This is a genomic window from Turneriella parva DSM 21527, from assembly GCF_000266885.1.
GTDB lineage: Bacteria > Spirochaetota > Leptospiria > Turneriellales > Turneriellaceae > Turneriella > Turneriella parva.
In genome coordinates, this window is sequence record NC_018020.1 from 4,161,269 (window position 1) to 4,184,403 (window position 23,135).

Annotated in this window: 23 protein-coding genes; 9 read left to right on the forward strand and 14 right to left on the reverse strand. The window is 54.8% G+C overall.

Annotated features, from left to right (window positions below; genetic code table 11):
* Window positions 1–5: 5 nt before the first annotated feature.
* The gene (kdsA, locus tag TURPA_RS19990; protein WP_014805085.1) at window positions 6–845 is read left to right on the forward strand and encodes a 3-deoxy-8-phosphooctulonate synthase; all 840 of its coding nucleotides are present in this window, start codon (window positions 6–8) and stop codon (window positions 843–845) included.
* A gap of 20 nt (window positions 846–865) precedes the next feature.
* The gene (locus TURPA_RS19995) at window positions 866–1,225 is read left to right on the forward strand and encodes a hypothetical protein (RefSeq protein WP_157210606.1); all 360 of its coding nucleotides are present in this window, start codon (window positions 866–868) and stop codon (window positions 1,223–1,225) included.
* A gap of 152 nt (window positions 1,226–1,377) precedes the next feature.
* Here TURPA_RS19995 and TURPA_RS20000 read toward each other — a convergent pair whose 3' ends face one another.
* Window positions 1,378–1,899 (reverse strand): hypothetical protein, encoded by a 522-nt coding sequence (locus tag TURPA_RS20000; protein WP_014805087.1) that lies wholly within the window; start codon window positions 1,897–1,899, stop codon window positions 1,378–1,380.
* A gap of 356 nt (window positions 1,900–2,255) precedes the next feature.
* On the opposite strand from TURPA_RS20000, the gene TURPA_RS20005 reads away from it, so the two are divergent.
* From TURPA_RS20005 to TURPA_RS20025, 5 genes are read left to right on the forward strand one after another with little or no spacing between them, the layout of a single operon-like run.
* The gene (locus tag TURPA_RS20005) at window positions 2,256–3,557 is read left to right on the forward strand and encodes a 3-hydroxyacyl-CoA dehydrogenase family protein (protein ID WP_014805088.1); all 1,302 of its coding nucleotides are present in this window, start codon (window positions 2,256–2,258) and stop codon (window positions 3,555–3,557) included.
* Window positions 3,558–3,570: 13 nt separating this feature from the next.
* Window positions 3,571–4,830, forward strand: coding sequence for an acetyl-CoA acetyltransferase (locus tag TURPA_RS20010; protein WP_014805089.1), 1,260 nt, complete (start codon window positions 3,571–3,573; stop codon window positions 4,828–4,830).
* Between the two features lies 1 nt (window position 4,831).
* Window positions 4,832–6,496 (forward strand): acyl-CoA dehydrogenase family protein, encoded by a 1,665-nt coding sequence (locus tag TURPA_RS20015; protein ID WP_014805090.1) that lies wholly within the window; start codon window positions 4,832–4,834, stop codon window positions 6,494–6,496.
* Between the two features lie 45 nt (window positions 6,497–6,541).
* A complete protein-coding gene (locus TURPA_RS20020; RefSeq protein ID WP_014805091.1) occupies window positions 6,542–8,863 on the forward strand; it encodes a hypothetical protein in 2,322 nt (773 codons plus the stop codon).
* Window positions 8,847–9,158, forward strand: a complete 312-nt coding sequence (locus tag TURPA_RS20025; protein ID WP_014805092.1) for a hypothetical protein — start codon at window positions 8,847–8,849, stop codon at window positions 9,156–9,158. Before TURPA_RS20020 ends, TURPA_RS20025 begins: the two co-directional genes overlap by 17 nt.
* A gap of 46 nt (window positions 9,159–9,204) precedes the next feature.
* Here TURPA_RS20025 and TURPA_RS20030 read toward each other — a convergent pair whose 3' ends face one another.
* From TURPA_RS20030 to glnA, 7 genes are all read right to left on the reverse strand, one after another.
* A complete protein-coding gene (locus TURPA_RS20030) occupies window positions 9,205–9,942 on the reverse strand; it encodes a hypothetical protein (protein WP_014805093.1) in 738 nt (245 codons plus the stop codon).
* 75 nt (window positions 9,943–10,017) lie between these two features.
* On the reverse strand, window positions 10,018–11,289 hold the full coding sequence (locus TURPA_RS20035; protein WP_014805094.1) for a sterol desaturase family protein: 1,272 nt from the start codon (window positions 11,287–11,289) through the stop codon (window positions 10,018–10,020).
* Window positions 11,290–11,293: 4 nt separating this feature from the next.
* Window positions 11,294–11,899 carry an SRPBCC domain-containing protein gene (locus TURPA_RS22375; protein ID WP_014805095.1) on the reverse strand — a complete coding sequence of 202 codons (606 nt, stop codon included), beginning with the start codon at window positions 11,897–11,899 and terminating at the stop codon, window positions 11,294–11,296.
* 102 nt (window positions 11,900–12,001) lie between these two features.
* Window positions 12,002–12,772, reverse strand: a complete 771-nt coding sequence (gene hisF, locus TURPA_RS20045) for an imidazole glycerol phosphate synthase subunit HisF (protein WP_014805096.1) — start codon at window positions 12,770–12,772, stop codon at window positions 12,002–12,004.
* The gene (locus tag TURPA_RS20050; protein WP_014805097.1) at window positions 12,769–14,442 is read right to left on the reverse strand and encodes an MBL fold metallo-hydrolase; all 1,674 of its coding nucleotides are present in this window, start codon (window positions 14,440–14,442) and stop codon (window positions 12,769–12,771) included. The genes hisF and TURPA_RS20050 overlap by 4 nt, the downstream gene beginning before the upstream one ends.
* Entirely contained in the window at window positions 14,420–14,863 is a 444-nt protein-coding gene (gene dut, locus TURPA_RS20055) for a dUTP diphosphatase (protein WP_014805098.1), read from the reverse strand. Before dut ends, TURPA_RS20050 begins: the two co-directional genes overlap by 23 nt.
* 107 nt (window positions 14,864–14,970) lie before the next feature.
* Complete coding sequence (glnA, locus tag TURPA_RS20060) at window positions 14,971–16,407, reverse strand: type I glutamate--ammonia ligase (protein WP_014805099.1); 1,437 nt, start codon at window positions 16,405–16,407, stop codon at window positions 14,971–14,973.
* Between the two features lie 333 nt (window positions 16,408–16,740).
* Here glnA and TURPA_RS20065 point away from each other — a divergent pair, with 333 nt between their 5' ends.
* Both TURPA_RS20065 and TURPA_RS20070 read left to right on the forward strand, forming a co-directional pair.
* Window positions 16,741–17,526, forward strand: a complete 786-nt coding sequence (locus TURPA_RS20065; protein ID WP_014805100.1) for an SDR family NAD(P)-dependent oxidoreductase — start codon at window positions 16,741–16,743, stop codon at window positions 17,524–17,526.
* Window positions 17,526–17,930, forward strand: coding sequence for a hypothetical protein (locus TURPA_RS20070; protein ID WP_014805101.1), 405 nt, complete (start codon window positions 17,526–17,528; stop codon window positions 17,928–17,930). Before TURPA_RS20065 ends, TURPA_RS20070 begins: the two co-directional genes overlap by 1 nt.
* A gap of 3 nt (window positions 17,931–17,933) precedes the next feature.
* Here TURPA_RS20070 and TURPA_RS20075 read toward each other — a convergent pair whose 3' ends face one another.
* The 6 genes from TURPA_RS20075 to TURPA_RS20100 are packed head-to-tail and all read right to left on the reverse strand — an operon-like array spanning window position 17,934 to window position 23,058.
* Window positions 17,934–18,962: a magnesium transporter CorA family protein gene (locus TURPA_RS20075; RefSeq protein ID WP_014805102.1), complete on the reverse strand. Its 1,029-nt coding sequence runs from the start codon at window positions 18,960–18,962 to the stop codon at window positions 17,934–17,936.
* On the reverse strand, window positions 18,959–20,056 hold the full coding sequence (locus TURPA_RS20080; RefSeq protein WP_014805103.1) for a pyridoxal phosphate-dependent aminotransferase: 1,098 nt from the start codon (window positions 20,054–20,056) through the stop codon (window positions 18,959–18,961). The genes TURPA_RS20075 and TURPA_RS20080 overlap by 4 nt, the downstream gene beginning before the upstream one ends.
* A 2-nt stretch (window positions 20,057–20,058) precedes the next feature.
* Window positions 20,059–20,937, reverse strand: a complete 879-nt coding sequence (locus TURPA_RS20085; protein ID WP_014805104.1) for a ParB/RepB/Spo0J family partition protein — start codon at window positions 20,935–20,937, stop codon at window positions 20,059–20,061.
* Complete coding sequence (locus tag TURPA_RS20090; protein WP_041948731.1) at window positions 20,934–21,704, reverse strand: ParA family protein; 771 nt, start codon at window positions 21,702–21,704, stop codon at window positions 20,934–20,936. The genes TURPA_RS20085 and TURPA_RS20090 overlap by 4 nt, the downstream gene beginning before the upstream one ends.
* Window positions 21,701–22,609: a 16S rRNA (guanine(527)-N(7))-methyltransferase RsmG gene (locus TURPA_RS22380; protein ID WP_014805106.1), complete on the reverse strand. Its 909-nt coding sequence runs from the start codon at window positions 22,607–22,609 to the stop codon at window positions 21,701–21,703. Before TURPA_RS22380 ends, TURPA_RS20090 begins: the two co-directional genes overlap by 4 nt.
* Before the next feature lie 38 nt (window positions 22,610–22,647).
* A complete protein-coding gene (locus tag TURPA_RS20100) occupies window positions 22,648–23,058 on the reverse strand; it encodes a hypothetical protein (protein ID WP_014805107.1) in 411 nt (136 codons plus the stop codon).
* Window positions 23,059–23,135 lie beyond the last annotated feature (77 nt).

Consider the following 23,135-nt stretch of genomic DNA (forward strand, 5'->3'; position numbering starts at 1 on the left):
AACAAATGATGGCAGCAAATAATGCAGAGCGCGAGTTTCTCGCCGGTTCAAAGATCGGCGGTACCAACCCCCCGTTCTTTATCGCAGGCCCCTGCGTGATCGAGAGCGCCGGGCTTTTGCAGACCGTCGCAAAAGAAGTGCGCCGGGTTGCCGATGCGCACCAGGTAACGATACTATTTAAGTCATCTTTTGACAAGGCCAACCGATCATCGATCGATTCGTTTCGCGGCCCCGGCATCAGAGAAGGTCTGCAAATGCTGAAAGAGGCGGCCGCAGTGCATAATTTGCCGACGCTCACCGATATCCACAGCCCCGAAGAAGCCGAGATCGCCGCTGAGTACGTCGATATGCTGCAGATACCGGCGTTTCTCTGCCGCCAGACCGACCTCGTTGTCGCCGCCGCCCGCACCGGCAAATGGACGAACATCAAGAAAGGCCAGTTCGTCGCCCCCGAAGATGCATTGCAGATCGCAGACAAGTTTCGCAAATCAGGTTCAGACAAGGTGACGCTGTGCGAACGCGGCTACACATTTGGTTACAACAACCTCGTCGTCGACATGCGCGCCTTTGAAATTATGCGCAGCGCCGGGCTACATGTCGTATTCGACGCGACACATTCGACACAGCTGCCCGGTGGTGGCAAAACTTCTGGCGGCGACAGACGAATGGCTTTTCCATTAATGCGCGCAGCCGTTGCCGTGGGGTTAGATGGTATCTTCGCAGAGATACATCCCAACCCGCCTGAGGCAAAATCGGACGCGACGAACCAGCTCTATCTGAAAGACTTTGAAAACTTTGTTCAGACGGCGCTAAAAATCGATCGTTTGGTAAAGGCAGACGTCTAATGACCATGAAGCGAATGACCATGAGTGCCAGCCTGCTCGTCACGGGCATTTTTCTGCCGTTCTGCGCAAGCTCGCTCGCGTGCGCGACCGGTGGATGGCGCGAGGGTTTTCGTGGCGAAAACCAGCTGCAGCTCGTAGGTGAAGGCCATGCAAACGCCTCTTTGCCGCAGGTACAACGGCAGGCAATGGCGAAAGAAGCCGCAATTATCGACGCGATGAGCCATTGGACAAAATTCTGCGCGGCACAGAACACAGACGAAGGTATCGCGCGGTTTCGCGTCGAAAACCAGAAGAAACGCGTGGTCGAATGCGAAGATTCAACCTGCCGCGCGCGCGTGGTGATCGAAAAAGACAAACTGCGCGAGCAGTGTTCAGGCTAAGGTTTAACGGGTTTATATCTGTTTTAGGCTGTCCCGCAACCCGGTGATTTGGCATGCATGCGCTGTTGCGAGACGAGCGGCGGCAGGCCGTTTCGGCCGCTTTAACAGGCGTTTGCGCACGCAAATGCCGAGGCCGACGCTGGTCTTCCGGGTTACGGGACAGCCTTGATTTGTTCGTCGGGTGTCGGCGCAGGCTTATCGACAGCGCACTTTGCCTGGTTTTCGATATACCAGGCGCCCTTCGTATACGCGAATGAAAATGTACCCGAAGGGGCTGCGTCAGTACGGTAGCAAGCCTTGTTGTCTCTGATCACAATATCTTTTACAGAAATCTGTTTCAGCACATTGAGAAGCTTAACGCCCTTCTCACTGCCCCAGACTTCATAGTTGATGCCGCCCTGTTTGGCGTATGCCTGCTCGAACCGGCGCCGGTCTTCGGGCGAAACGAATGCCTGAATGAACTGTTCGTATGCCTTGCCCTCGAGCATCAGCACGCCGGCGTCGATCAGGTTTCTGAGCATCACCTCGCGCTCGTCAATTTTGGCAACAGGTGAGGATGCAGAGTTTTTAGCGGCCGGTGCCTCGGCTGCGGTGAGTGGGGTCGCCGTACCATAAAACGAGGCCCCGGTAAATATCACCCCGAGCCACAGATGCAGCTGCCACATTTTCAGCATGGAGTAAAGGAGCAGAGCGAGGCGAGCGCGTCCACAGAAAAACAGGTTGCGCGACAGGTCGCAATACGACGAAATTCAGGAAAAGACCCGCGATTTTCCGCGCGAAAATCGCTGTATGAACGGGCTTTGGCCCGCTTTTCCTGAATTTCGTCGTTTCGCCTTGGAGCTGAAATATCCAATACGGCGACCTGCCGCGCAGCCCCATGCGGCTTTTGCTTGTCGCACTGTTTCAAAGCCCCATTAAGGCGGGAAGAGCCGGGTCGCCAAAGTGCATTCTGGCCTTATATAAGGGAGAAATCCACCTATGGCAAGAGTGCCGCAGGCGGTTTTTTCCATAAAACGGACAGGGAGCAGCAATGGCTAAATCTACGCGCGTTATCAAGAAGGTCGGGGTGCTCGGCGCTTCGGGCAATATGGGTTCACTTTCAGGCGGCATTTTCGCCCAGGCAGACATCGAATGCGTTTTTTTCGCACGGTCACTCGATAAGGCGACCGCAGGCCTCGAAGCCGCAGTCGGTCAGGCCCGGTCAGACGTGCTGCGCAAATACATCAAGGCTGCAAGCTACGACGATCTCGAAAAAGAAATACCTACCTGCGACTGGATCTTCGAAGGCCTCGCCGAAGATATGGCAATCAAAAATGAATTCTTCGCAAAAATCGAAAAGCTCAAGAAACCCGGCGCAATTGTCAGCACGGTTTCATCGGGCCTCTCGATTCGCAAAATGGGCGAAGGCCGCACAGACGACTTTCGACAGTCGTTCATGGGCACACACTTTTATAATCCCCCCGGCAAGCTGCCTGCGAACGAGCTGATTTTTCACCCCGACGTACCAAAAGAGACGCGCGATTTCGTTTACGACTTCTGCGAAAAGGTACTGCGCCGCGTGAACATTATCACCGAAGATACGGCTGCTTTTGCGGGTAACCGCATTGGCTTTCAGTTCTTGAATGAAGCCGCAATCTATGCTGAAAAGCACGGCGTCGACAAGGTGGATTACCTACTCGGGCCATATACCGGACGCGCACTGGCGCCTCTGGCGACAATCGACCTCGTCGGTCTCGACGTGCACAAGGCAATCGTCGATAACGTTGTCGCGCACGTGAAAGACGAGCGTATCGACACGTACAAAATGCCTACATACATGCAGAAGATGATCGACCAGGGTATGCTCGGCCGCAAAGCAAAGGGCAAAGGTGGTTACTTTAACCGCGACGCAGAGAAGAACAAGACAACGCTCAACATTGCTGACCTCAGCTTTGCGCCGACCAAAAAAGAAAAGATCGACTGGGTTGAAAAAACCAAACAGGCGATTCAAGACGGCATGTATGCGCGTGCGATTGAACTCATCAAAACAGCGCCCGGCGCAGAAGGCGAACTCGTGCGCCACTTCATTCTGGGCTACGTCGCTTACAGCTTCGCGCGCATTGGCGAAGTTACTCCCGAGGCCGACGGCATTCACGGCATCGACCGTGTCATGTCTTCGGGCTTTTCATGGCTGCCCCCCTCTGGCTGGGTTGACCTCTTCGGCGGTGTCAAAGAAACCGTGGCGATGATTGAAAAGGCAGGCCTCACCGCACCCGCACAACTCAAAGGCATCAAAGATAAGGGTAAAATCTGCCGCGTGGCAGACGTCAGTAAATTTCTGATCGGTAGATAAGAAGGAGACTCCAATGGCAAAAAATAAGAAAGTTTACATTCTCGGCGGCTACCAGACAGACTTCGCCCGCAACTGGGCGAAAGAAGGTAAAACGATTCAGGCACTCATGCACGAAGCAATGGACGGTGCGTTTGCAGCGACCAATATCGACCCGGCAGATGTGGGTTCGATTCACGTCGGCAACTTTGCCGGCGAGCTCTACACAATGCAGGGCCACCTCGGCGCGATGACCGTGAACTATAGCGAGAAGCTGCGCGGTGTGCCCACAAGCCGCCACGAAGCCGCTTGCGCATCGGGCGCTATTTCAACGCTCGTTGCCCGCACCGAAATCGAAGCCGGCCACTACGACCTTTCGATGGTTGTCGGCATTGAAATGATGAAATCCGTTGATTCAAAGACCGGCGGTGACTTTCTCGGCACTGCGGCATGGTACGACAAAGAAGCGAAGGGCGTGCAGTTTCCCTTTCCCAAACTTTTCGGTCGCCTCGGCACCGTTTACGAAGAACTCTATGGCCTGAAATACGACCACCTCGCAGAAATTTCGGCCATCAACTACGAAAACGCGCGCAAAAACCCTCTGGCCCAGACTCGCGAATGGTACATGAACAAGCAGCACGCGCTCTCGCGTGGTAACTTCAACATGGAAGTCGGCGGCATCATTCACATCACCGACTGCTCGCAGGTAACAGATGGCGCGGCGGTCACGTTTCTCGCCTCAGAAAAGTTTGCGAAGCGTTACGCCAAGCAGCACGGCCTGAAGCTCAAGAACATTCCCTATATTATGGGCTGGGGCCACGCAACGGCACCGATGCTGTTCGACATCAAGACTGAAGAGGCTTACGCCGCGAAAAAAGAAGGTGGCTACATTCTGCCGCACACGCGAAAAGCAATTGTCGATGCGTATAAGCGCGCCGGCATCAAAGGTCCGAAAGATCTCGATCTGGTCGAGACGCACGACTGCTTCACCACCTCTGAATATGCGGCGATCGAACATTTCGGTCTGACTGCACCCGGTGAAGCCTACAAGGCAATCGACAACGGTGATATTCGTATCGGCGGTAAGCTGCCGTTCAACCCTTCAGGCGGGCTGATCGGCGCCGGCCACCCGGTCGGTGCAACGGGCTCACGCCAGCTGCTCGATGTCTACAAGCAGCTCACGAACACCGCGGGCGAAAATCAGGTTGAAGGCGCGAAAATTGCGGCGGCTCTCAATATCGGCGGCTCGGCGACGACCAACGTCGTACACATTGTCGGCGTCGACAAAGGTAAATAATATGTCGCTCAGCCAAGCACAGGGCATTGTCAAGAACGTCAAAGCGTTCTATAACCGCTTTGAAAAATATCTTGCTGACAAGGCTTTTGAAAACAATAACATCTCAACCGACAAGATGGACCAGGATCAGGTCGCAAACTACGACCTCGCCTGGATAGCCGCAGAAATTTTTGCGATCGATGAAATGATCGCCTACCCTGCGAAAGTCGAAAAGGGTGCGGGCAGCATTGAAGAGAACCTTTCGCTTTTCTTCATCGCCGATGCGCTGAACGACATCGTCGCGCGTTTTCGCCTCGCGGCTCATAAGATGGGCATAACCTCTGAGCAGGCCGAAAAAGAGCTAGGCACCAAAGACATCTATGACTTTATCGCAAAATTCAGCTCTGAAGAATTCGCGGGCAAAATCTCTGACACGCTGGCATCAACGCGCGATTATGGCGCCTATGGCCTGAACGACGACCAGGCGATGATGGCCGACACCTTTCGCAAGTTTGCCGAAGGCCAGGTGAAGCCCATCGCTGAAAAAGTACACCGTCAAGACCTCACGATTCCCGATGAAATCATCGACGGCCTCGCCGAGATGGGCTGCTTTGGGCTTTCGATCGCCGACACCTATGGCGGATTTCAATCTGAAGCAAACCCCGACCACACATCGATGGCGGTGGTCACTGAAGAGCTGTCACGCGGCAGCGTCGGTGTTGCGGGTAGTCTCATTACCCGACCTGAAATTGTCGCCAAGGCAATCGCCGCGGGCGGCACTGAAGAACAGAAGCAGAAATGGCTACCGCTTTTGGCATCGGGTGAGAAAAAATGTGCTGTAGCGGTGACTGAACCCGATTTTGGTTCTGATGTAGCCGGCATGAAAGTTGCGGCTGTCAAAGTCGACGGCGGCTGGAAAATCAACGGCGTCAAAACCTGGTGTACATTTGCCGGTATGGCCGATGTGCTGCTCGTTCTCGTGCGCACAAACCCCGACATGTCGCTCAAACATCGCGGGCTTTCTATTTTGCTCGCCGAAAAGGCGCCCACGCGCGACCATGAATTCGATTACACGCAGCCAGAAGGCGGGCGTATGCATGGTAAGGCGATCTCGACGATTGGCTACCGCGGCATGCACTCGTACGAAGTGGTGTTCGAAGACTACTTTGTACCCGATGCAAACCTCGTCGGCGGCGAAGCCGGCCTCGGTAAAGGTTTCTACCTGCAGATGGCAGGCTTTGCCGGCGGCAGATTGCAGACCGCTGCACGCGCAACCGGTGTGATGCAGGCTGCAGTCGAAAAAGCGCTGCAGTATGCTATGGATCGCAAAATCTTCGGCAAGCCAATCGCGGCTTACGGTATCAACCGCCATAAGATTGCGAAAATGGCGGCGATTACACAGGCCGTACGCCAGATGACTTATAAATCCGCACGCCTCATGGATAAGCACGAAGGGCAGATGGAAGCTTCACTCGTGAAGTTCTATTCGTGCCGCATCGCTGAATGGGTCACGCGTGAAGCATTGCAGATTCACGGCGGTATGGGTTACGCAGAAGAGTATGAAGTTTCACGTCTTTTCGTCGATGCGCGCGTCTTTAGCATTTTTGAAGGCGCAGAAGAAGTGCTCGCGCTTCGGGTAATCGCGCGTGCGCTGCTCGCGCGCGCTTTGGGTCTCAAAGCCGCCTGACCTGTTACCATGCAGAGGGAAATCGCCCGATTCTCCCTCTGCGTAATGCTGGCCCTCGGCGTGCGCGCCGAGGCTGTTCCGTGGCGTGAAAAAGGTGCGATACGTTTTGCATCCTCATTACCCAAACGGCTCATCGATTCGATCATGGCGCAGGGAAACTGGAACCTGCTTTTTCAAGAGGGGCCTTTTGCCGAATTTCAGCGGCAGATTGCAATCGCTAACTATTTCGCGCTGCGCGGCGAGAGCGGCGATGCAGAACAATACTTCAAAAAGGCAGAATCTGCGCTGACGATTGCGTACGCGTCGCTGCGCGGCAAGTACGACTGGCCGCGGTTGCCGCAGGGGCTCGTCGCGAAAGATTTGCCGTGGGGTGAAAACCGCGAAACCTTTCAGGATTTCGTACTCTGCTCACTGCAGCTCTACCTTGAATCGGGCCTCAGAGCGCACGAATCGGGCAAGATCGATTTTGAAGCAATCGAACCTGCCCTCGCCAACGCAGAACGCCAGTTATCCGCCTCTATTCGGCAGAAAGACGCGGATCTCTTCGCCTTTGTTTCACTTCTGCAAGACGCGCTGAAGATCAGGCAGGCGCGCCAGCTCAACGCACTCGAAAAAGCCGATCGTTTCGCTGAGCGAAGCAGCCTGGAGTCTGGTGGCGGCAAAAACTACTGGAACCGGCGCGCCTTTTTGTTTCGCATATTCGAGAACATTCACCATGGCAATCTCGGCAGGGCGCGGGCTATGGCCGATGACCTCTACCAAAGGCAGGGTGACCAGCTTGACCCGCTGGCGGCCGCGCGCATCTACGTGGCAACCGCCGCCTATGACGAGGCAGAAAAGATCTGCGAAGCGGCGCTCAGGTCGAATGATCAAAAACTCGCCGAAAACCAGATCAACTACATCAGGCACAGTGTGCTGTTGCAGAACCTGCAGCTGCTTCGCCGCCAATACGAAAGTGCAGAACGCACGGCAAAGCAAACCGCTGAACACCTGCAGGCGATCTTTGAATCGGGCGTGACAGCCAATGAAGAGCGTGTTGCCCTGCGCCGTTCGCTGCGTGACCAGCAGCTGCGCAGCCTGATGTTTGCGTTTCTGCATGACCGCCGCTGCCCGGCAGCAAACGAATTCACCGACACGCTCGAAATGGAACCCGAATGGCGCGTCAAAGCGCGACTCTTCTATGAAAACTGCGGGCTGGGCCATGACCGCCTTTGGTGGCAGGCCATTGTTACAACCCCGGGTGCGGGTAGCGAAATTTCGGCGATAGCGGCCTATGCAGACCGGCGACTGACTGAGAAAATGGCAGCCGGTTCTGATTTGCTGCGGCTTTTGCTGAACCACCAGCTATTGATTGGTGCGCGGCCCAAGGGCCCTGTAGCAGCGAATGCGGTCACGGCCTACCTGCAGCTCGCGCCAGATTACCCGGCTGATTTTCTGTTTCTCGACTGGGGCATAGTGGCGCCTGAAATCGCCGATGCCGAACTTATCGCACTATTGCCGCAGAAACTCGAGAGCCGGCAGGCGTTGAAAATATTCACCGCGCTGCACAGAAATTACGCTGCAAGAATCACCCGCGGCGCTCCGCTGAATCTTTTTGTGCCCCCCGATGCCGCCCGGCTTTCCCGGCACAATTCAGGCCGTGCGCTCGATCAGGTACGTCCCGAACCTTCTGCACCTGAAGCGTTCAGGGTGCAACATTCACTGCGCTACGGCGGCGATAATGTGGAAATCTTCTACGACAGGACCACCGGTCGGCTGTCGCAGAACAGCTCAGCCGCCCCGGCGGTCGTGAACTTCGGCAAGCTTGGGGTTCAGGTAAAATCTACCGCACAGCGGCAGTATCTTGCACCCCTCTACTTTTGGTGTGAAAATTGTCGCGCGACAAGCGAAAGGCCTGCACGCCTTTTCGTCGATCGCGGCGCCGACAGGGCCTGGCGCACCACATTCGCTGAAATCGCCGACACTTTTTCTCTGACTCTGGAATATAATTCGCTCGATGCCTGCGGCCTCGAAACCGTACCTGCCAACGATACGCTACTCTTGAACGGGGGCACCCGCACGACCATGCTGCAGCGTTGCCCATGGCGCAGCACTAACCTGGTGATCGATGAAGGCGCCCGCACGTCACCCATGGCCGCGCAGATGCTGCTGACGCTGGGCTGGCGCAGTGATCTTTCGGCGATCACTCTGCCCGCAGCGGCCCCCGTGCCGATGAGAACCGCCCTGCTCTACGATTTCTTTCAGCGCAAGAACCGGCGGGGAATGCCGTCAACCACCGCCTTTCAGGAAAGTTATTCCCGGGCAGAAAAATCGTTTTCAGCTGATAGCGCCTTTGAGCGCATACAATTTTATGAAAGTCTCGATTAGGCTCGCGCGCACGGCGATAGCATTTGCTGCCAGCAGCTGCCTGCTCTTAACCTCTGCTTGTGGAAACCGCCGCATAAGCGTCGAAAAAGAGCTGGTAGAGCAGGTCGTCACCGAATTCACCACGGAGCGTATTCTGCACTATCTGCACGGGGGTGGGCCAAAATCGAATGCGGAGACGCTGGGCCGGGTATTAAAACGGCATTCGCTCACTCTGAACGAATTTTCGCCAGCGTTCAAGCGGTTTTTACCCGAGACACATCACCGCGTTCTTGGCGATTTACCCGCAAAACGTTGATGAGAATTGAAAGGGCCGCACAGACTCGGCGGCCCCTGATACGAAATTACTTCTTGGGTTCTTCGGGCGCAGGTGCAGGGGCCGCTGCTGCGGCTTCACGCTTTTTACGCGCTTCTTCACGCTGCTCTTTAACGTAGGTCGCAATATCAAAATCTTTGTTGGTTTCGATACGGTATTTCTGCGTCGCATTCTTCAGCAGGGTGCGCTGCTTTTCCATCGCTGAAGCCATAACCATGCGACCCTTGATCATTTCGAGACCCTGATCAACCGGAATCGTCTTCAGACGCGCGTCTTCGCGTTTGGCCTTTTCCCACGCGGCATAAGCCTCTGCGTCGCTGATCTTGATCTCTTGCAGTTTCAGCAGGTCAAACAGGTACATGTTCGCCAGAAAGTACTTCTGCAAAAACTCGAGTTTTGCCTTTACTTCTGGGCGACGTGCATAGCCGTCTTTCTGCGCTTCCATGTTGAGAATCAGCATATCTTTGTATTGCTCAGAGAACAGGTCTTTACCGAAACTCTTGAACATTTCTGCGAGCTGCGGGTTACCCGAACGATCGGGATCTTCGAGCAGTTGCTTAAACTCTTCTTCGGGAATAAAACGCCCCATTCTCTGTTGCAGCTGTTCTTTCATGAGAACACCGAAGCCGCTGTAGGCTTCATCGAGCTGCTTCATGCTGACTGATTTGCCTTCAATTTTCCATAGCCATTGCGATTTGTCGCTGCCACAGGCGAGCGCGATCAGGGCGAGAATGCCCGCCACGGCCGTGATTCTGATTTTTTTCATTTAGGTCTCCGTAGTTGAAATATGGGGTAGTTTCGCGTTGTCACACTCACGGGAAAGCATTATGGCCGCTTGGCGTCAGTTAAACTGCAGTACTGAACGCTGGCGGTATTCGCGTAATAGCCAGGCGAGCTGCAGCACCGTCACAACGGCGAAAACCGATACCGTCGTCAGCATCAGGTCTCGCCGCAGCAGACTCGCAATACCGAGTACCAGAAGAAAAAACATGGGAATGCGTACCAACTCGACAATGAGCCCCCATTTCTTGCGCATCATTAATCCACCGGTAGCCGCAAGGCCAATAATCGCCGGCAGAGCCAGAATTGCCTGCTGCAAAAGCGGCAAACCTTTGGTCTGCTGCATAATCAGAAAGACCGGAAGCGTCATCGCGAACACGACACCGGCATAGGCCTTGAGCGAAGGCAGGTTTGGCGCGTCGTATTTCTGGTAGCTATTCGGATTAATTTCGGGAATCATCGCTTTGCCACCGAGATATTCGGGTTTCCAGCCCGGGCCCTTAAACCAGACTTTAATCTTGTCGAGGCCACGGCTCTGCCGCGACAGCTGAATCAGGTGCCACCAGTAGTGTAGCTGCGCCCAAACCGGGTTGAACGTCGTCAGGGGCTTCACTGTGCCGTAATAAGGCTCTTCGTCTTCGGGCTGAAAAGTGCCGAACATTTTATCCCAGATGATCAGCATGCCCGCGTGATTTTTATCGATGTATTTGGGGTTCACGCCGTGGTGCACGCGGTGGTGCGATGGTGTGTTCATGAAGTATTCGAGAAAACCCAGTTTTTTCACGAGGCGCGTGTGGATAAAGAACTGGTACAGGGTATTGATCTGCGAGCAGACCATAAACTGCACCGGTGAAAAACCGACGAGCGCCATGGGCAGGTAATAGGGAAAAGAAAACAGGCGCTGAAAGGCGCCCTGGCGCAGCGCAACCGAAAGGTTGTATTCCTGGCTTGAATGGTGCGCTTCGTGCGAACCCCAGATCACGGCAATATTGTGTGAATTGCGGTGAAACCAGTAATAGACAAAATCGACGAGTAAAAAGACAACGATCCATGTGACGATGTTGACCGGTATACCATATGCCTGACCCGGCACGGCATTCGCCGGCCTATGCACCGCGTCGAAGAGCATAATATAGACACCGAAGAGCAGTACCTTGGTAAAAACCCCCACCAGCTCTTGCAGCATACCGGCGCTGAGATCTGAAACCGAGTCATTGAACCGGTAAACCTTGCGTTTCATGAGCAGCGACGCGACGATTTCTATCGCAATGGAAATAAAAAAGACCGGTACCGCCAGCGCTATCAGATTCTCAAATTTTGCATTATCACCCATTCGTTTACCTTCTTCGCGCTGACTTACGCCGAGTCGGCTTTGTGGCGGCTACCTTCTTTTTGGCCGCAGCTGTCTTTTTCGGGCGAGCGATACCCTTACTTTTTTTGGCACCAGACTTTTTTGCAGACGCCGCTTGTTTTTTGGTCTTTTTGACTCCCCCACTTTTGCGTGCCGGCAGTGCCTTGCGTGCAGGCTTTTTTACAGATGAGGATCTACCCCGTACTGCGAAATATTTCTGCATCGGGTTGGCATAATAGTCTATCCAGCCGGCCCGGTATTGCAGCCCCTGGCCCGGCGGTATGTCTTTGTGCTCGAGATCGACTTCAGTGATGCCCTGGTTTTCAATCAGCTGAATCGAAAGCACCGAGTCAGGCGCGTCGTCAGGAAACTCAGACGAACGCCAGCTCTGCACGATTTTCTTTCCCGGAATCAACAGCAGATTTTTGCCCGTAATGTAACCGTTCCAGGCGCTGAATTCACCGCCGACTTCGCGCGATGCGGTCGCTTTTTCGCCGGTCATTGCCGTGTGCTCATCAGAGTCAAGCCACGCATTATAGATGTCTTTTGCGGCTGCGTGCAGAGAAAACGTTACCGTAATGGATTCTGGCATGGCCTGCCGTAGCAGGCCTGCGATAACGCCGCAATCAAAAAAAGAAAAGGGGCTGTCTAAAGATTCGCCGCTCAGCGCGGTTCGCAGATTTTTGGGCAGAGCTTAGACAGATTCCTGGGTTTCGCGCCGCATCGGGTAACCGCGCTCAGCCAGGTAATCTTTTAAGACGGGTATTTTCAGTTCATTGAAGTGAAAAAGCGAGGCGGCGAGTGCCGCGCGCGCTCCGGCGTCAAACGCCTCGGCGAAGTGCTCCATTTTGCCTGCGCCGCCCGAGGCAATAACGGGAATCGAAACTGCCTGCGTAATTTCGCGCGTGATCTTCAGGTCAAAGCCGGTGCGCGCCCCGTCGGTATCCATCGACGTCAGCAGAATTTCGCCCGCGCCGCGCCGTTCTGCCTCGAGCGCCCATTCGACCGCCGGGCGGCCGGTCGGTGTTCGACCGCCATGCAGGTATACCTCGTGAAAGCTGCCGTTAAATTTCACATCGATCGCGCAGACGATGCACTGGCTGCCGAAGTGTTCGGCGCCCTGCGTCAGAATTTCGGGTTTCTCAAACGCCGCTGTATTCACCGAAATTTTGTCGGCACCCTCGGCGAGTATCTGTTGCATATCGTCGAGGGTGCGAATGCCGCCACCGACACAGAAAGGTATAAAGACATGTTCGGCCACGTGCTTTACGAGATCGAGAATGATCGCGCGCTTATCTGATGAAGCGGTAATGTCGAGAAACACGAGCTCGTCGGCGCCTTCGCGGTCGTACGCCCGCGCGCATTCAACCGCGTCGCCCGCGTCACGCAGGTTCACAAAGTTGACGCCTTTCACGACACGGCCGTCTTTGACGTCAAGGCAGGGAATAATGCGCAAAGCATTCATCGCTCGGCTCCGGTGGCGATCAGTTTAATATACGGGTTCTTGCCGATAGTCTCTTCGTGAAATCTGCCGAGACGGTCGCGAAACTTCTTTTCGCGGAGCGCGGCCTGACTGCCCGCAACGGCCGCCGCAGTCGCCTGCGCTTCTGCGAGCAGCCGGCCCTTGAGTTCGGCAAGTTTAGTTTCGCTCATCACTCCTACATAGTCGACAGCTGTCACCTCGAAGCGCTGCGGATGCAGAACCACAAGGCAGATGCCCTGCTCGGCCATGTGGTTGCGTTCGCGGTAGATGGTTTCGCCGAAGTGAATTTCACCGGGTTCGACAAGGCAGGTCTCGTCGGGCACCGATTCGATGAAGACCGGCTCTTCGCGCAGCGCATAGATGCGGTGCCCTTCGGTGATCGCGACATTCACTTTGACATTCTCGATGAATTGCAGAAACGCATGAAAGTGCAGCGGGTCGCCATGCACCGGCATCACATGACGCGGCTTGAGGTAGCTGATCAGCTTCAAGATGTCGCCACGGCGGCCATGCCCGCTCGCGTGCACACGCACATCGCCGCTGACGCCGATGACTTTGACGCCGGCGTCGGCCGCCAGATTCAGCGCCTCATAAATTTTTGCTTCGTTGCCGGGAATCATGCTCGCTGAATAGATGAGAGTATCGCCCGCTTTGAGTTTCACCCGTGGCATAATGCCGTGGGTAAGCCGTGTGAATGAAGAGTTGCGGTCGCCCTGGCAACCGGCAACGAGCCAAATCGAATTCTGCGCGGAGTAAGGCGGCGGTTTCAAAAGGTGCAGCGGTGACGACACCTCTTTCGCAGTAAACGCAGCCTCCCACTGGGTTTTGAGCGACCGGCCGATAAAACCTATTGGGCGCCCTAACCGTGCCGCAGTCGCGGCGAGATTTTTGATACGTTCAACCTGCGAGGCGAAGGTGGTGATGAAGATGCGTCCGCTCGTGCGGGTGATCAGCTTTTCGAGCGATTGCTGCACCTCGCGCTCATCGACTGTTTCGCCTTCTTGCAATGAGCCCGTCGAGTCAACGAAGAGGTAATCGACTGGTGCGAATTTTTTGAGATGCGCGACCTTGTGCCTGATTTCGGCGCCGTTCATCTTGAAGTCGCTGCTGAAATACACGCGCTTGCGGCCATCGTGCGTTTCGGCCTCGAGGCCAACGGAAAAGCATTGCGGTATCGAATGCGGCATGAAAAACGTTGAGACCCTAAAGGCGCCAATATCAATAGTCGAATCTTCTTCGATCAGTTCAAACTGCCAGCGCGCCGGGTCGACGCCGCGGTCTTTGAGGCGCTGCGTGATGAGCGCTGTCGTGAAGGGCGACGCATAAATAGGAGTGCCCTCGGGTATGACGTCGCGCAGGTGGGGCAAGGCTCCGATGTGGTCTTCATGGCCATGCGTCAGAAAAATGGCGGTCGGCGGCAACCCCAGCAACAACTGCCGGTTCGGCAGATTTTTCTCCATGCCCGGTGTGTGGTGGTTCGCAAAACCCGAACCGATATCTATCCAAACAGAAACACCGTTAAGGTGGAAAACCGTAAAATTTGTGCCGAAGCGACCGACACCGCCACCGAACGCAAAGTACAGATGGCCTGGTTCAAGGCGGCGCGGGTAATCAATTATACCGGCAGGGTCAGCGCTTACCTGTGGAACCAAATTTTCCCTCACCCCGCTCAGTCTCGCCGAGTTCACTTTCTTGCCACACAATCGTGTGCGTCTGCTCGAGCAAAAGCTGCGCAATACGGTCGCCGTGCTTTATCGTATAGTCTTCGCGCCCCAAATTGATGAGCGGTACGAATATTTCACCGCGGTAATCGGCGTCGATCGTACCGGGAGTATTCACCGGCGTAAGGCCATGTTTGACGGCCATACCCGACCGGGCGCGTATCGAAATATGAAATCCAGGGGGGATTTCAACCGCGAGGCCGGTGGCAACCGGTGTAATGCTGCCGCGGTCGATTGTCAGGTTGTGATCGAGGCATGCGTAGACATCGTAGCCAGCCGCATGCTCAGATTGCCGTGCGGGCAAGCTAGCGGCGGCATGCAATTTTCGAAATTTGACCGTGACGGGCTGCATCGACTCAGGACGAGACAAGCGTAGATTCATGGCGTAAAATCAATAAACGACAAAGGGGCCTTTCGGCCCCTTTGTCGTTTATTTTACACGCCTTGTCGGCGCTGGTTTTAGCAGCTGTAAGTAGACAGAAATTCGTATGGGTGCGGACGCGCTTCCCATGGCCAGATTTCTGCTTCAAACTTGAGCTCTTTGTACGTATCGATGAACTCTTTCGTGAACACGCCACCCTGCTCAAACACCGCACGGTTTGTGAGCATGGTTTCAACGGCTTCGCGCAGAGTGTGGGGCATCTGCTGAATACCCTTTTCGCGAATCTCGTCGAGCGAGAGTTCGAACAGGTCTTCTTCCATCGGTTTACCCGGATCGATCTTGTCTTGAACGCCCTTGAGGCCTGCCATCATCATTGCTGAAAAGCAGAGGTACGGGTTTGCGGTTGAATCGGGAAAGCGAAACTCAACGCGCTTCGCCTTGGCGCCCGAAACAAACGGAATGCGGCAAGAAGCCGAACGGTTCTGCGCCGAGTAGGTCAGAATCGAAGGTGCTTCGAAACCGGGTATCAGACGCTTGTATGAGTTGGTCGAAGCATTCGAGAATGCGGCGATCGCGCGCGCGTACTTGAGAACTCCGCCTACGTAGTTGAGTGCAAAATCACTCAGGTCTTGGTATTTGTCGCCCGCGAACTGGTTTTCGCCGCCTTTCCAGATTGACTGGTGAACGTGCATACCGTTGCCGTTGTCACCGAAGAGGGGCTTCGGCATGAACGTTGCGGTCTTGCCATGGCGCTTCGCGACGTTTTTCACGACGTACTTAAGCTTCTGCACGTTATCCGCAGCTTCGATGAGCGTGCCGTACTTAACGCCGATTTCGCCCTGTGCCTGCGCAACTTCGTGGTGAACCACGAATGTTTCCAGGCCGATCTGGTGCAGCGTCTTTACGATTTCAGCGCGTATATCGACCTGAGAGTCGCGCGGTGAAACGGGAAAGTAACCGCCTTTGGTGCCAGGACGGTGGCCGAGGTTGTGGCCGTCGTTGTATTGCGCAGTTGCGGTGTTCCACGAACCTTCGTTACTGTCGATTTCGTGGTACTGGCAGTTGATATCGTCGCGCACACGAATCGAGTCAAAAATGAAAAATTCGTTTTCAGGGCCAAAGAATGCCGTATCGCCGAGACCGGTTGACTTGAGGTATTCGAGCGCCTTTTTCGCGATTGAGCGTGGGCACTTTTCGTACATCTGCTTCTTATAGATGTCGTAGACGTCACAGAAGATCACGAGGGTGACATCAGCGGTGAACGGGTCTAAGAACGCGCCTTCGAGATCGGGAATCAGCTGCATGTCAGACTGGTTAATCGGCTGCCATTTGGTGATCGAGCTGCCATCGAACGGCAGACCCTTGAATGAGTCTTCGGTGATAGAATCTGAGTGATACGACACATGGTGCCATGCACCGCCTATGTCAGAAAAACGGAAGTCGTAGAAGAGCACGCCGCTTTTTTTTGCGAAATCGATGACTTCTTTCCACGAGCCGAACTTTAATTTTGCCATATTTTCTCCTGTTGTCTGTAGTCAGCGGGATCTCAGGCCTGCGATTACGCTTGTGCCGCCGTCCCTCTTGTTGCTTGGTCAGCAAACTTGATGCCAACCTCAGAACTTACGAGAAAGTATGTCTCTTAGACACATTGTCAACGAGTAGAGTAAAATACGGCTACATAACTCTGAGGGCGCTCGCGTAGCGAAGTCATAAGGCGATTTTTTCAGAGGCACTTGCACTCCTCACGAAAATCTTGACGGCCGCTGAGCAGATTCAAACCCCATTTGCAGCAGCGACCGTCGCCTTTGGCCGGCGAGTTGCTGCACGTTTTTTAGGGATGGTACACTATGACCGATTTTCGCAACCGCTACGGCGCCTGGGCTCTGATCACCGGGGCATCGAGTGGGCTTGGCGCTGAATTCGCGCGCCAGCTCGCTGCTGAAAAGCTCGACCTGATTCTCGTCGCCCGGCGCCGCGACCGGTTGAATGAACTCGCAACTGCGCTCAAGGTTGAACATGGCATTCAGGTCAAAGTTGTGCCGCTCGATTTGGGCAAACCCAACTTTATGGCAGTGCTCAAGAAGCAGACGGCAAAACTCAATATAGGTCTCGTGATCAATAACGCGGGGTTCGGTATTGCCGGTGAATTCACCGAAAACGACCTCGAACGTGAGGTTGCGATGCTCGACGTCAACTGCCGCGCCCCGCTGATTATTGCGCACGAGTTCGGCCGCGCGATGGCATCGCACCGCCGCGGGGGCATCATCATGGTGAGTTCGGTTGTCTCGTTTCAGGGCGTGCCTTACATGAGCCACTACGCAGCGACGAAGGCTTACGACCTGTTACTCGGCGAAGGTTTGCACTATGAGTTGAAAAAGCACAAGGTGGATGTATTAACGCTCTGCCCCGGTGCGACACAGACCGAATTTGCCAACGTGGCAGACACGGGGCCCGTGCCGGGTTCGATGCCGGTCGGCCCGGTTGTCACGGCAGCGCTAGAAGCGCTCGGCAAAAAGTCCGTGGTTGTCGCAGGGTTCAAGAACAAGCTGATGGTTTTCAGCACACGCCTCGTTTCACGCGGCATCGGCACCTATATCGCGGCGCAGGTTATGAAAAAAATCGGACGCAGCTGATGCACAAGCCGCTGCTGCTGCTCGTACTCTTTGCGGCTGCAGATCTGTCGGCAGTCGAAACCGTATGGGTTCAGCGAACTTATGTCGGCGGCCCGCTCTGCGCAAAAACCGGGGCTGAAATCAAGTTTATCGCGCCAGGCACTGAAGCAACATCAGTAGCTCTAAAAGAGCGCAAGCTAGTCATTTACCGCAGTTTTTTCAGAAACCAGCCGACCTGTCAGGCATGCGGCAAATGCCCTACCTACCACCGGGAACTATTCTTTGAAATCGATGCATCGAGAATCGCAGACGCCGAAAAAGCAGGCTACATAAAGGCGCCGAATGCGCCGGCCGAAACCGAACTCGCCGACTTCGAGCGAAGCAAAATCTTTCGCCCACTGCCCGACCTGCCTGCAGAAGATTAATCCTCAGAGCCAACGCTTTTTGAGAAAAAAGACCATCATGACACCTGCGAGAATAGCCATTCCAATTATGGTTTTCAGGTAGCCATTGTGGTCTTCGGTCATGGGCAGGTGTTTGAAGTTCATGCCAAAATAGCCGGTAACCAGCGTGAGCGGCAGCATAATCGCCGTCATGATCGTGAGTATGCGAATGATGTCGTTCGTGCGCTTCGTTGAAATTGTATTATAGGCTTCAATCGCCGAAGCGATTGCCTGCACGATGCCGTCGATGGTATCGATAATCTTGATCGCATGGTCGCGCACGTCGCGAAAGAACGCCTGCGATTCGGGTGAAAAATGCTTCAAGTCGTGCTGGTGCATCTCGTCAAAGATTTCTTTGTGCGTCAGAATCAGTTTTTTGATGAGGGCGAGCGACGATTTCAGCTCGAATACCATGGATATATCGAGGCTTGCGCTGTGCGCCATCAGCGCCCCTTCGCAGCGTTCAAACGCCAGATCGATTTCATGCACAATGTGAAGCGTATGGTCAGTTTCGACGTCGAGAATGCGGTGCAGAATGAATTCAGGCCCTTTGCGCAGCAGGTCGCGGCAGAGCGCCTTGTCGGCAAGCAGCTTATCGATCGTCGTGCGCTCGCTTTCTGAAACCGTGATGATGGTTTTTTTCGTGATAATAAAGTTGAAATCTTTCGTCGTGATATAACTGCCCGCCAGGTGAACTCCCCGAAAGCAAAGGTAAGTGTAGTGCGGAAACTTTTCGCGCTTGATACGGTTCGAGCTGTTGAAAATATCTTCGACCGTCAAAGGGTGAATGTCATATTTCTGCAAGAGCTCAATCAGGTCGCGTTCATTGCGCGGGTAGAGGTGCACCCAAACCGGTTTATTGCCGAACAGAGGCACCCCTGCATCTTTCGCACGAAACTTTTCATGTTTTGTGAGCGTCACAATGTGGTGCTCGTACCAGTCATGCGCCGCTTCAGGTTCGCTTTGAGGGGTTTTGCGGCTGAGCCGCAGCCACGACATGACTTTGTATCTCATGCGCCTCTGAGAATTTCTTTTAACGAGCCAATGAGCTTCGCGTTCTCGCCTTCTGCGCCGACGCTGAAACGAATACAATCCGCGAACTGCGAACCGGCATAATGCCGTACCAGAATCTTATAATCCCGCAGGCGCTGCACAATCTTGGGAGCCACAAGATTCTTTGGTTCGCGCGCCAGAATATAATTTGCCTCAGAATCAAAACAGGTAAACCCCAGTGCAGTGAGTTCAGAGCGCAAGAATTCACGCCCGGTCAGCACGGCGCGAATTGTGCGCTCATGCCAGGCCGTATCGGCGAGTGCGGCCGCCGCAAGCCGCGTGGCCAAAGCATCTTCGTTATAAGAATCTTTATGCGCCAAAAGACCTTGAATCAGGCCTCGGTTACCCGAGGCGAGGTAGCCAACCCTGAGGCCTGCAAGCGCATGCGTTTTCGAGAACGTGCGGGTAACGATAAGATTCTGCAGCTTTTCGATATACTGCATCATCGTCGCCTTCGGCCCGGCAAAATCATTGTATGCTTCATCGACAACCCAAAGAGAATTCGAGGCTGCGATCACTTCTGCGAGCTTTGCGGCATCGGTGTACTCGCCCGTAATGGCATTGGGGTTGGCGAGAAAAATGGCATGGCCGTCGAATTTCGCCAGAGCATCGATATCGATACCGTAGGGTTGCCCGATTCTTTCGACCATCGGCACCTCAGTATATGAGGCGCCGGCATTCGTGACAAGTGTGCCGTAGAGACTATACGTCACCGCGGGAAAAACAGCCGGGCGTTCGGGCCCGAGGGTCGCGCGGCAGATGAGTGTCAGCGCTTCGTCAGACCCGTTCGTCACGATGAGATGCTCTTTGCTGAGTTTCCAGTAATCAGCGAGCGCACCGAGCAGCGGCTCACCCAAGGGGTGGCTGTATTTGCGCAAAATATCGCCCTGGCCCACGAGCTCGGCCATCACGCGAAACACATTCGGTGAGGGCGGCAGCGGGCTCTCGTTGGTGTTGAGTTTTATCCAACCGGGTTCGTTGACCTGCTCGCCGGGGGTATAATGCGCGGCGCCACGCGTTACAGCGTTTAAGAAATTGCGATTCGAATCTGCCATAATCAAAGCGAGACGCGCCTGAGCCCCATCATCTTGAGCAGTTTCTCAAGGTCGTCGGGTGAAAAAAAATCGATCGTGATGCTGCCGCTCTTTTTCTGAGGGTTATAGTTGATGCGCGTGCGCATACCGGTATGCTCTTCGACCTTTTGCGCCACCGCACGAATATTCGCATCGGACTTTTTGCCCTTGGCATTTTTTTTATCTTCTTTAGGATTGCTCAACGCACGCGCACGCGCCTCGATGGCGCGCGCATTCAGCCCGTTTTCGGTAATTTCCCGAAAGAGCTTCATCTGCAGTTCCGCATTTTTGACCGCGAGCAGCGGCCGCGCCTGCCCTTCGGTGAGGCGGCCATCGGCGATCGCCGCCTGAATATGCTCGGGTAAACCCAGAAGCCGCAGCCGATTGGCAATTGTCGCGCGGTTCTTGCCGACCTGATTCGCCAGATCTTCTTGCGTCATTGCATAGTCGGCGATGAGCGATTTGTAGACGCTGGCTTCTTCTATCGGGTCGAGTTGTTCACGCTGAATGTTTTCGATGAGCGACACTTCGAGCGTTTTTTTGCGGTCGAATTCTTTGACGATACAGGGCGCTTTGGGGTAGCCGAGGCTCATCAGCGAACGCAGGCGACGCTCGCCAGAGATCACCACATAGATGTCGCCCTGCTTCTGCACCAGAATCGGCTGCAATAGCCCATGCTGCTTTATTGTCTGCGCGAGCTCTTCTATCGCAGTACGGTCAAATTTCTTGCGGGGATTTTCAGGGTTTGGCTTGATCTTCGCGATCTCAATCTCTTGCACGCGTTCGCCCGCATCGGGCACCGCTGAACTGTCGAGCAGGTTCGACAGGCCCCGCCCGAGTACCTTACCCTGCGGTTTGCTCATACGGCCACCTTCTGCCGGCTGAGCAGATCTTTTGCGAGTGTCTTATAGGCGATTGCCCCCGTCGACTGCGGATCGTAAACACTGATCGGCTGCCCGAATGACGGCGCCTCAGACAGTTTGACGTTTCGCGGTATAATCACGTCATATACCTGTTTCTTGAAATGTTCGCGCACATCTTGCACCACCTGAGAGGCAAGGCGCGTGCGCGCATCGAACATGGTGAGCAGCACACCCTCGATTTCGAGCGCAGTATTGAGTTTCGTGCGCACAAGATTGATGATGCGCAAGAGCTGCGTTAACCCTTCGAGCGCGAAATATTCGCACTGCAGCGGAATCAGCACCGAATTGGCAGCGGTGAGCGCGTTGATGGTGAGAATGCCGAGGCTTGGCGGGCAGTCGATAAGCACAAAATCAAAATCGTTGGCGAGTGTTTTGAGCCGGTCTTTGAGCACGAAGTCGCGATTCGCGTTGTCGCGCACGTCAATTTCAAAACCCGAAAGGTCGATATTCGCGGGTATTATTTTCAGGTTCGGCTGATTGGTCGGTTGCGCCGGCGAGGTATCGTCGGTACCAATCAGCCAGTGGTATATGGTATTCTTAGCCTCGGCGATGTTAAGGCCGAGGCCGCTGCCGGCATTACCCTGAGGGTCGATATCGATGATCAGCACGCGCTGCCCTTCGTTCGCGAGGTATGCGCCGAGATTGATCGTCGTCGTCGTTTTGCCGACGCCACCTTTCTGGTTTGCCAATGCCACTACTTTCATTATGACTCTGTATCAACGAGCGTGTCGGCTGAGATTTTTTTCCACGAGCGGGGGTACGGTTTTTTAGCAGCCGTTTCGTGCGCGAACGTATAAAGCCCCCGCGGCAATACACTCGCAGCGGATTCAAATTTAACAAATGATTCTGTTTTGTACCCGAGGTCTGTCACACGCTGCTCTCCAGCGGCAGAAAATGGCACTCTCTGAGACCGCCAGTAAAGCAATTTTGGCGATTGCAAAGCAATCGCCTCAGACCGCAACGGCCCCGCAAAATTCGGCGGGCAGCCCGCTTCGGGCGCTTTAGCAGAAGTTTGTTGCGGCGTTTTCTGAAACGACGCGGGCAAACTTCGAGGCCCGTCCGATTTTGCGGATCCAGGCCGTTGCCGGTCTTTTGGCGCTGCGCTCAACACATGCAAAGCCAACTCCAGTGAAGCGAGTATCTTTCTGAACGCTCTGAAAACGACAACGTCGGCCTTCGGCGCGGCAGCGTATTTTTTGGGAAAATCCTGCACGACGCCGTGGTAGACCGTGACGTTACTCAATCCTAATTTTGCTGCTGCAGACTCTGCAAAACGGCAACGCTTCTCTTGCGCATCGAGCAGGTGAAATTTGTGCTGCGGATAGAGAATCGCAAGGGGTAGCGACGGCAAACCTGAACCGGCGCCGAGATCGAAGACATTGAGCCCTTCGCCCGCATTCAGCGGAAATCGCTCGCGTGTTTCGGGTGCAATCGCGGGCAACACCGAATCAAAAATATGCCGCAATTCAAGGTCGGCGCGCGTACACTCACCGATAAAACCTGCGGGCATTGCTTCGGCTTCAAGCAGATCGGCGAAGGTCTGCAGGTTGGCGAGTACGGGCGCTGTCAGATGCGCAGACAGCGGGGCGTAGGCGATATCGGCGACAGACACCCGATCAGTTCGGCGCCGTGAAACAGGGCGTAAAGCCGTCAGTGCCTGCGGTGTTCTAAATGGCCACTCGGCAGATGCCGCAGCGTAAACAGCAAAATTGCCGCCACAAGCAAGCGCGCGAGCAGTGCGAACGCCGCGAGAGTCAGAATGCCGTCGTAGTTCGCCGGCAGCTGAAAATAGTCGGCATCGAATTTTTCGATGTAACGGCTGCGTGCAACCGCGTATTCGACCAATGAACCTATGAGCGCAACGGCGCCCAGGGTGATCAGAAACACCCGGCTGCGGCGCATCGCGTGCCGTTCTGCAACCACGAACAGCAGCAAGATCGAAGCAAAGTGCGTAATAACGACCAGCGGCGATGCGGTGAGGTAGATGTACTGCCCCGCCAGAAAATAAATGAGGGCTTCTGAAAGAAGATAATAGAGCGCAATGAGCAGAGCGTGAACCATTGGTGCAACAATCAAGACTCGCGCACCCGCGAGCAAGCGCTTTTGCAGTAGACCTCCAGAAATTGACTTTTCGCCGC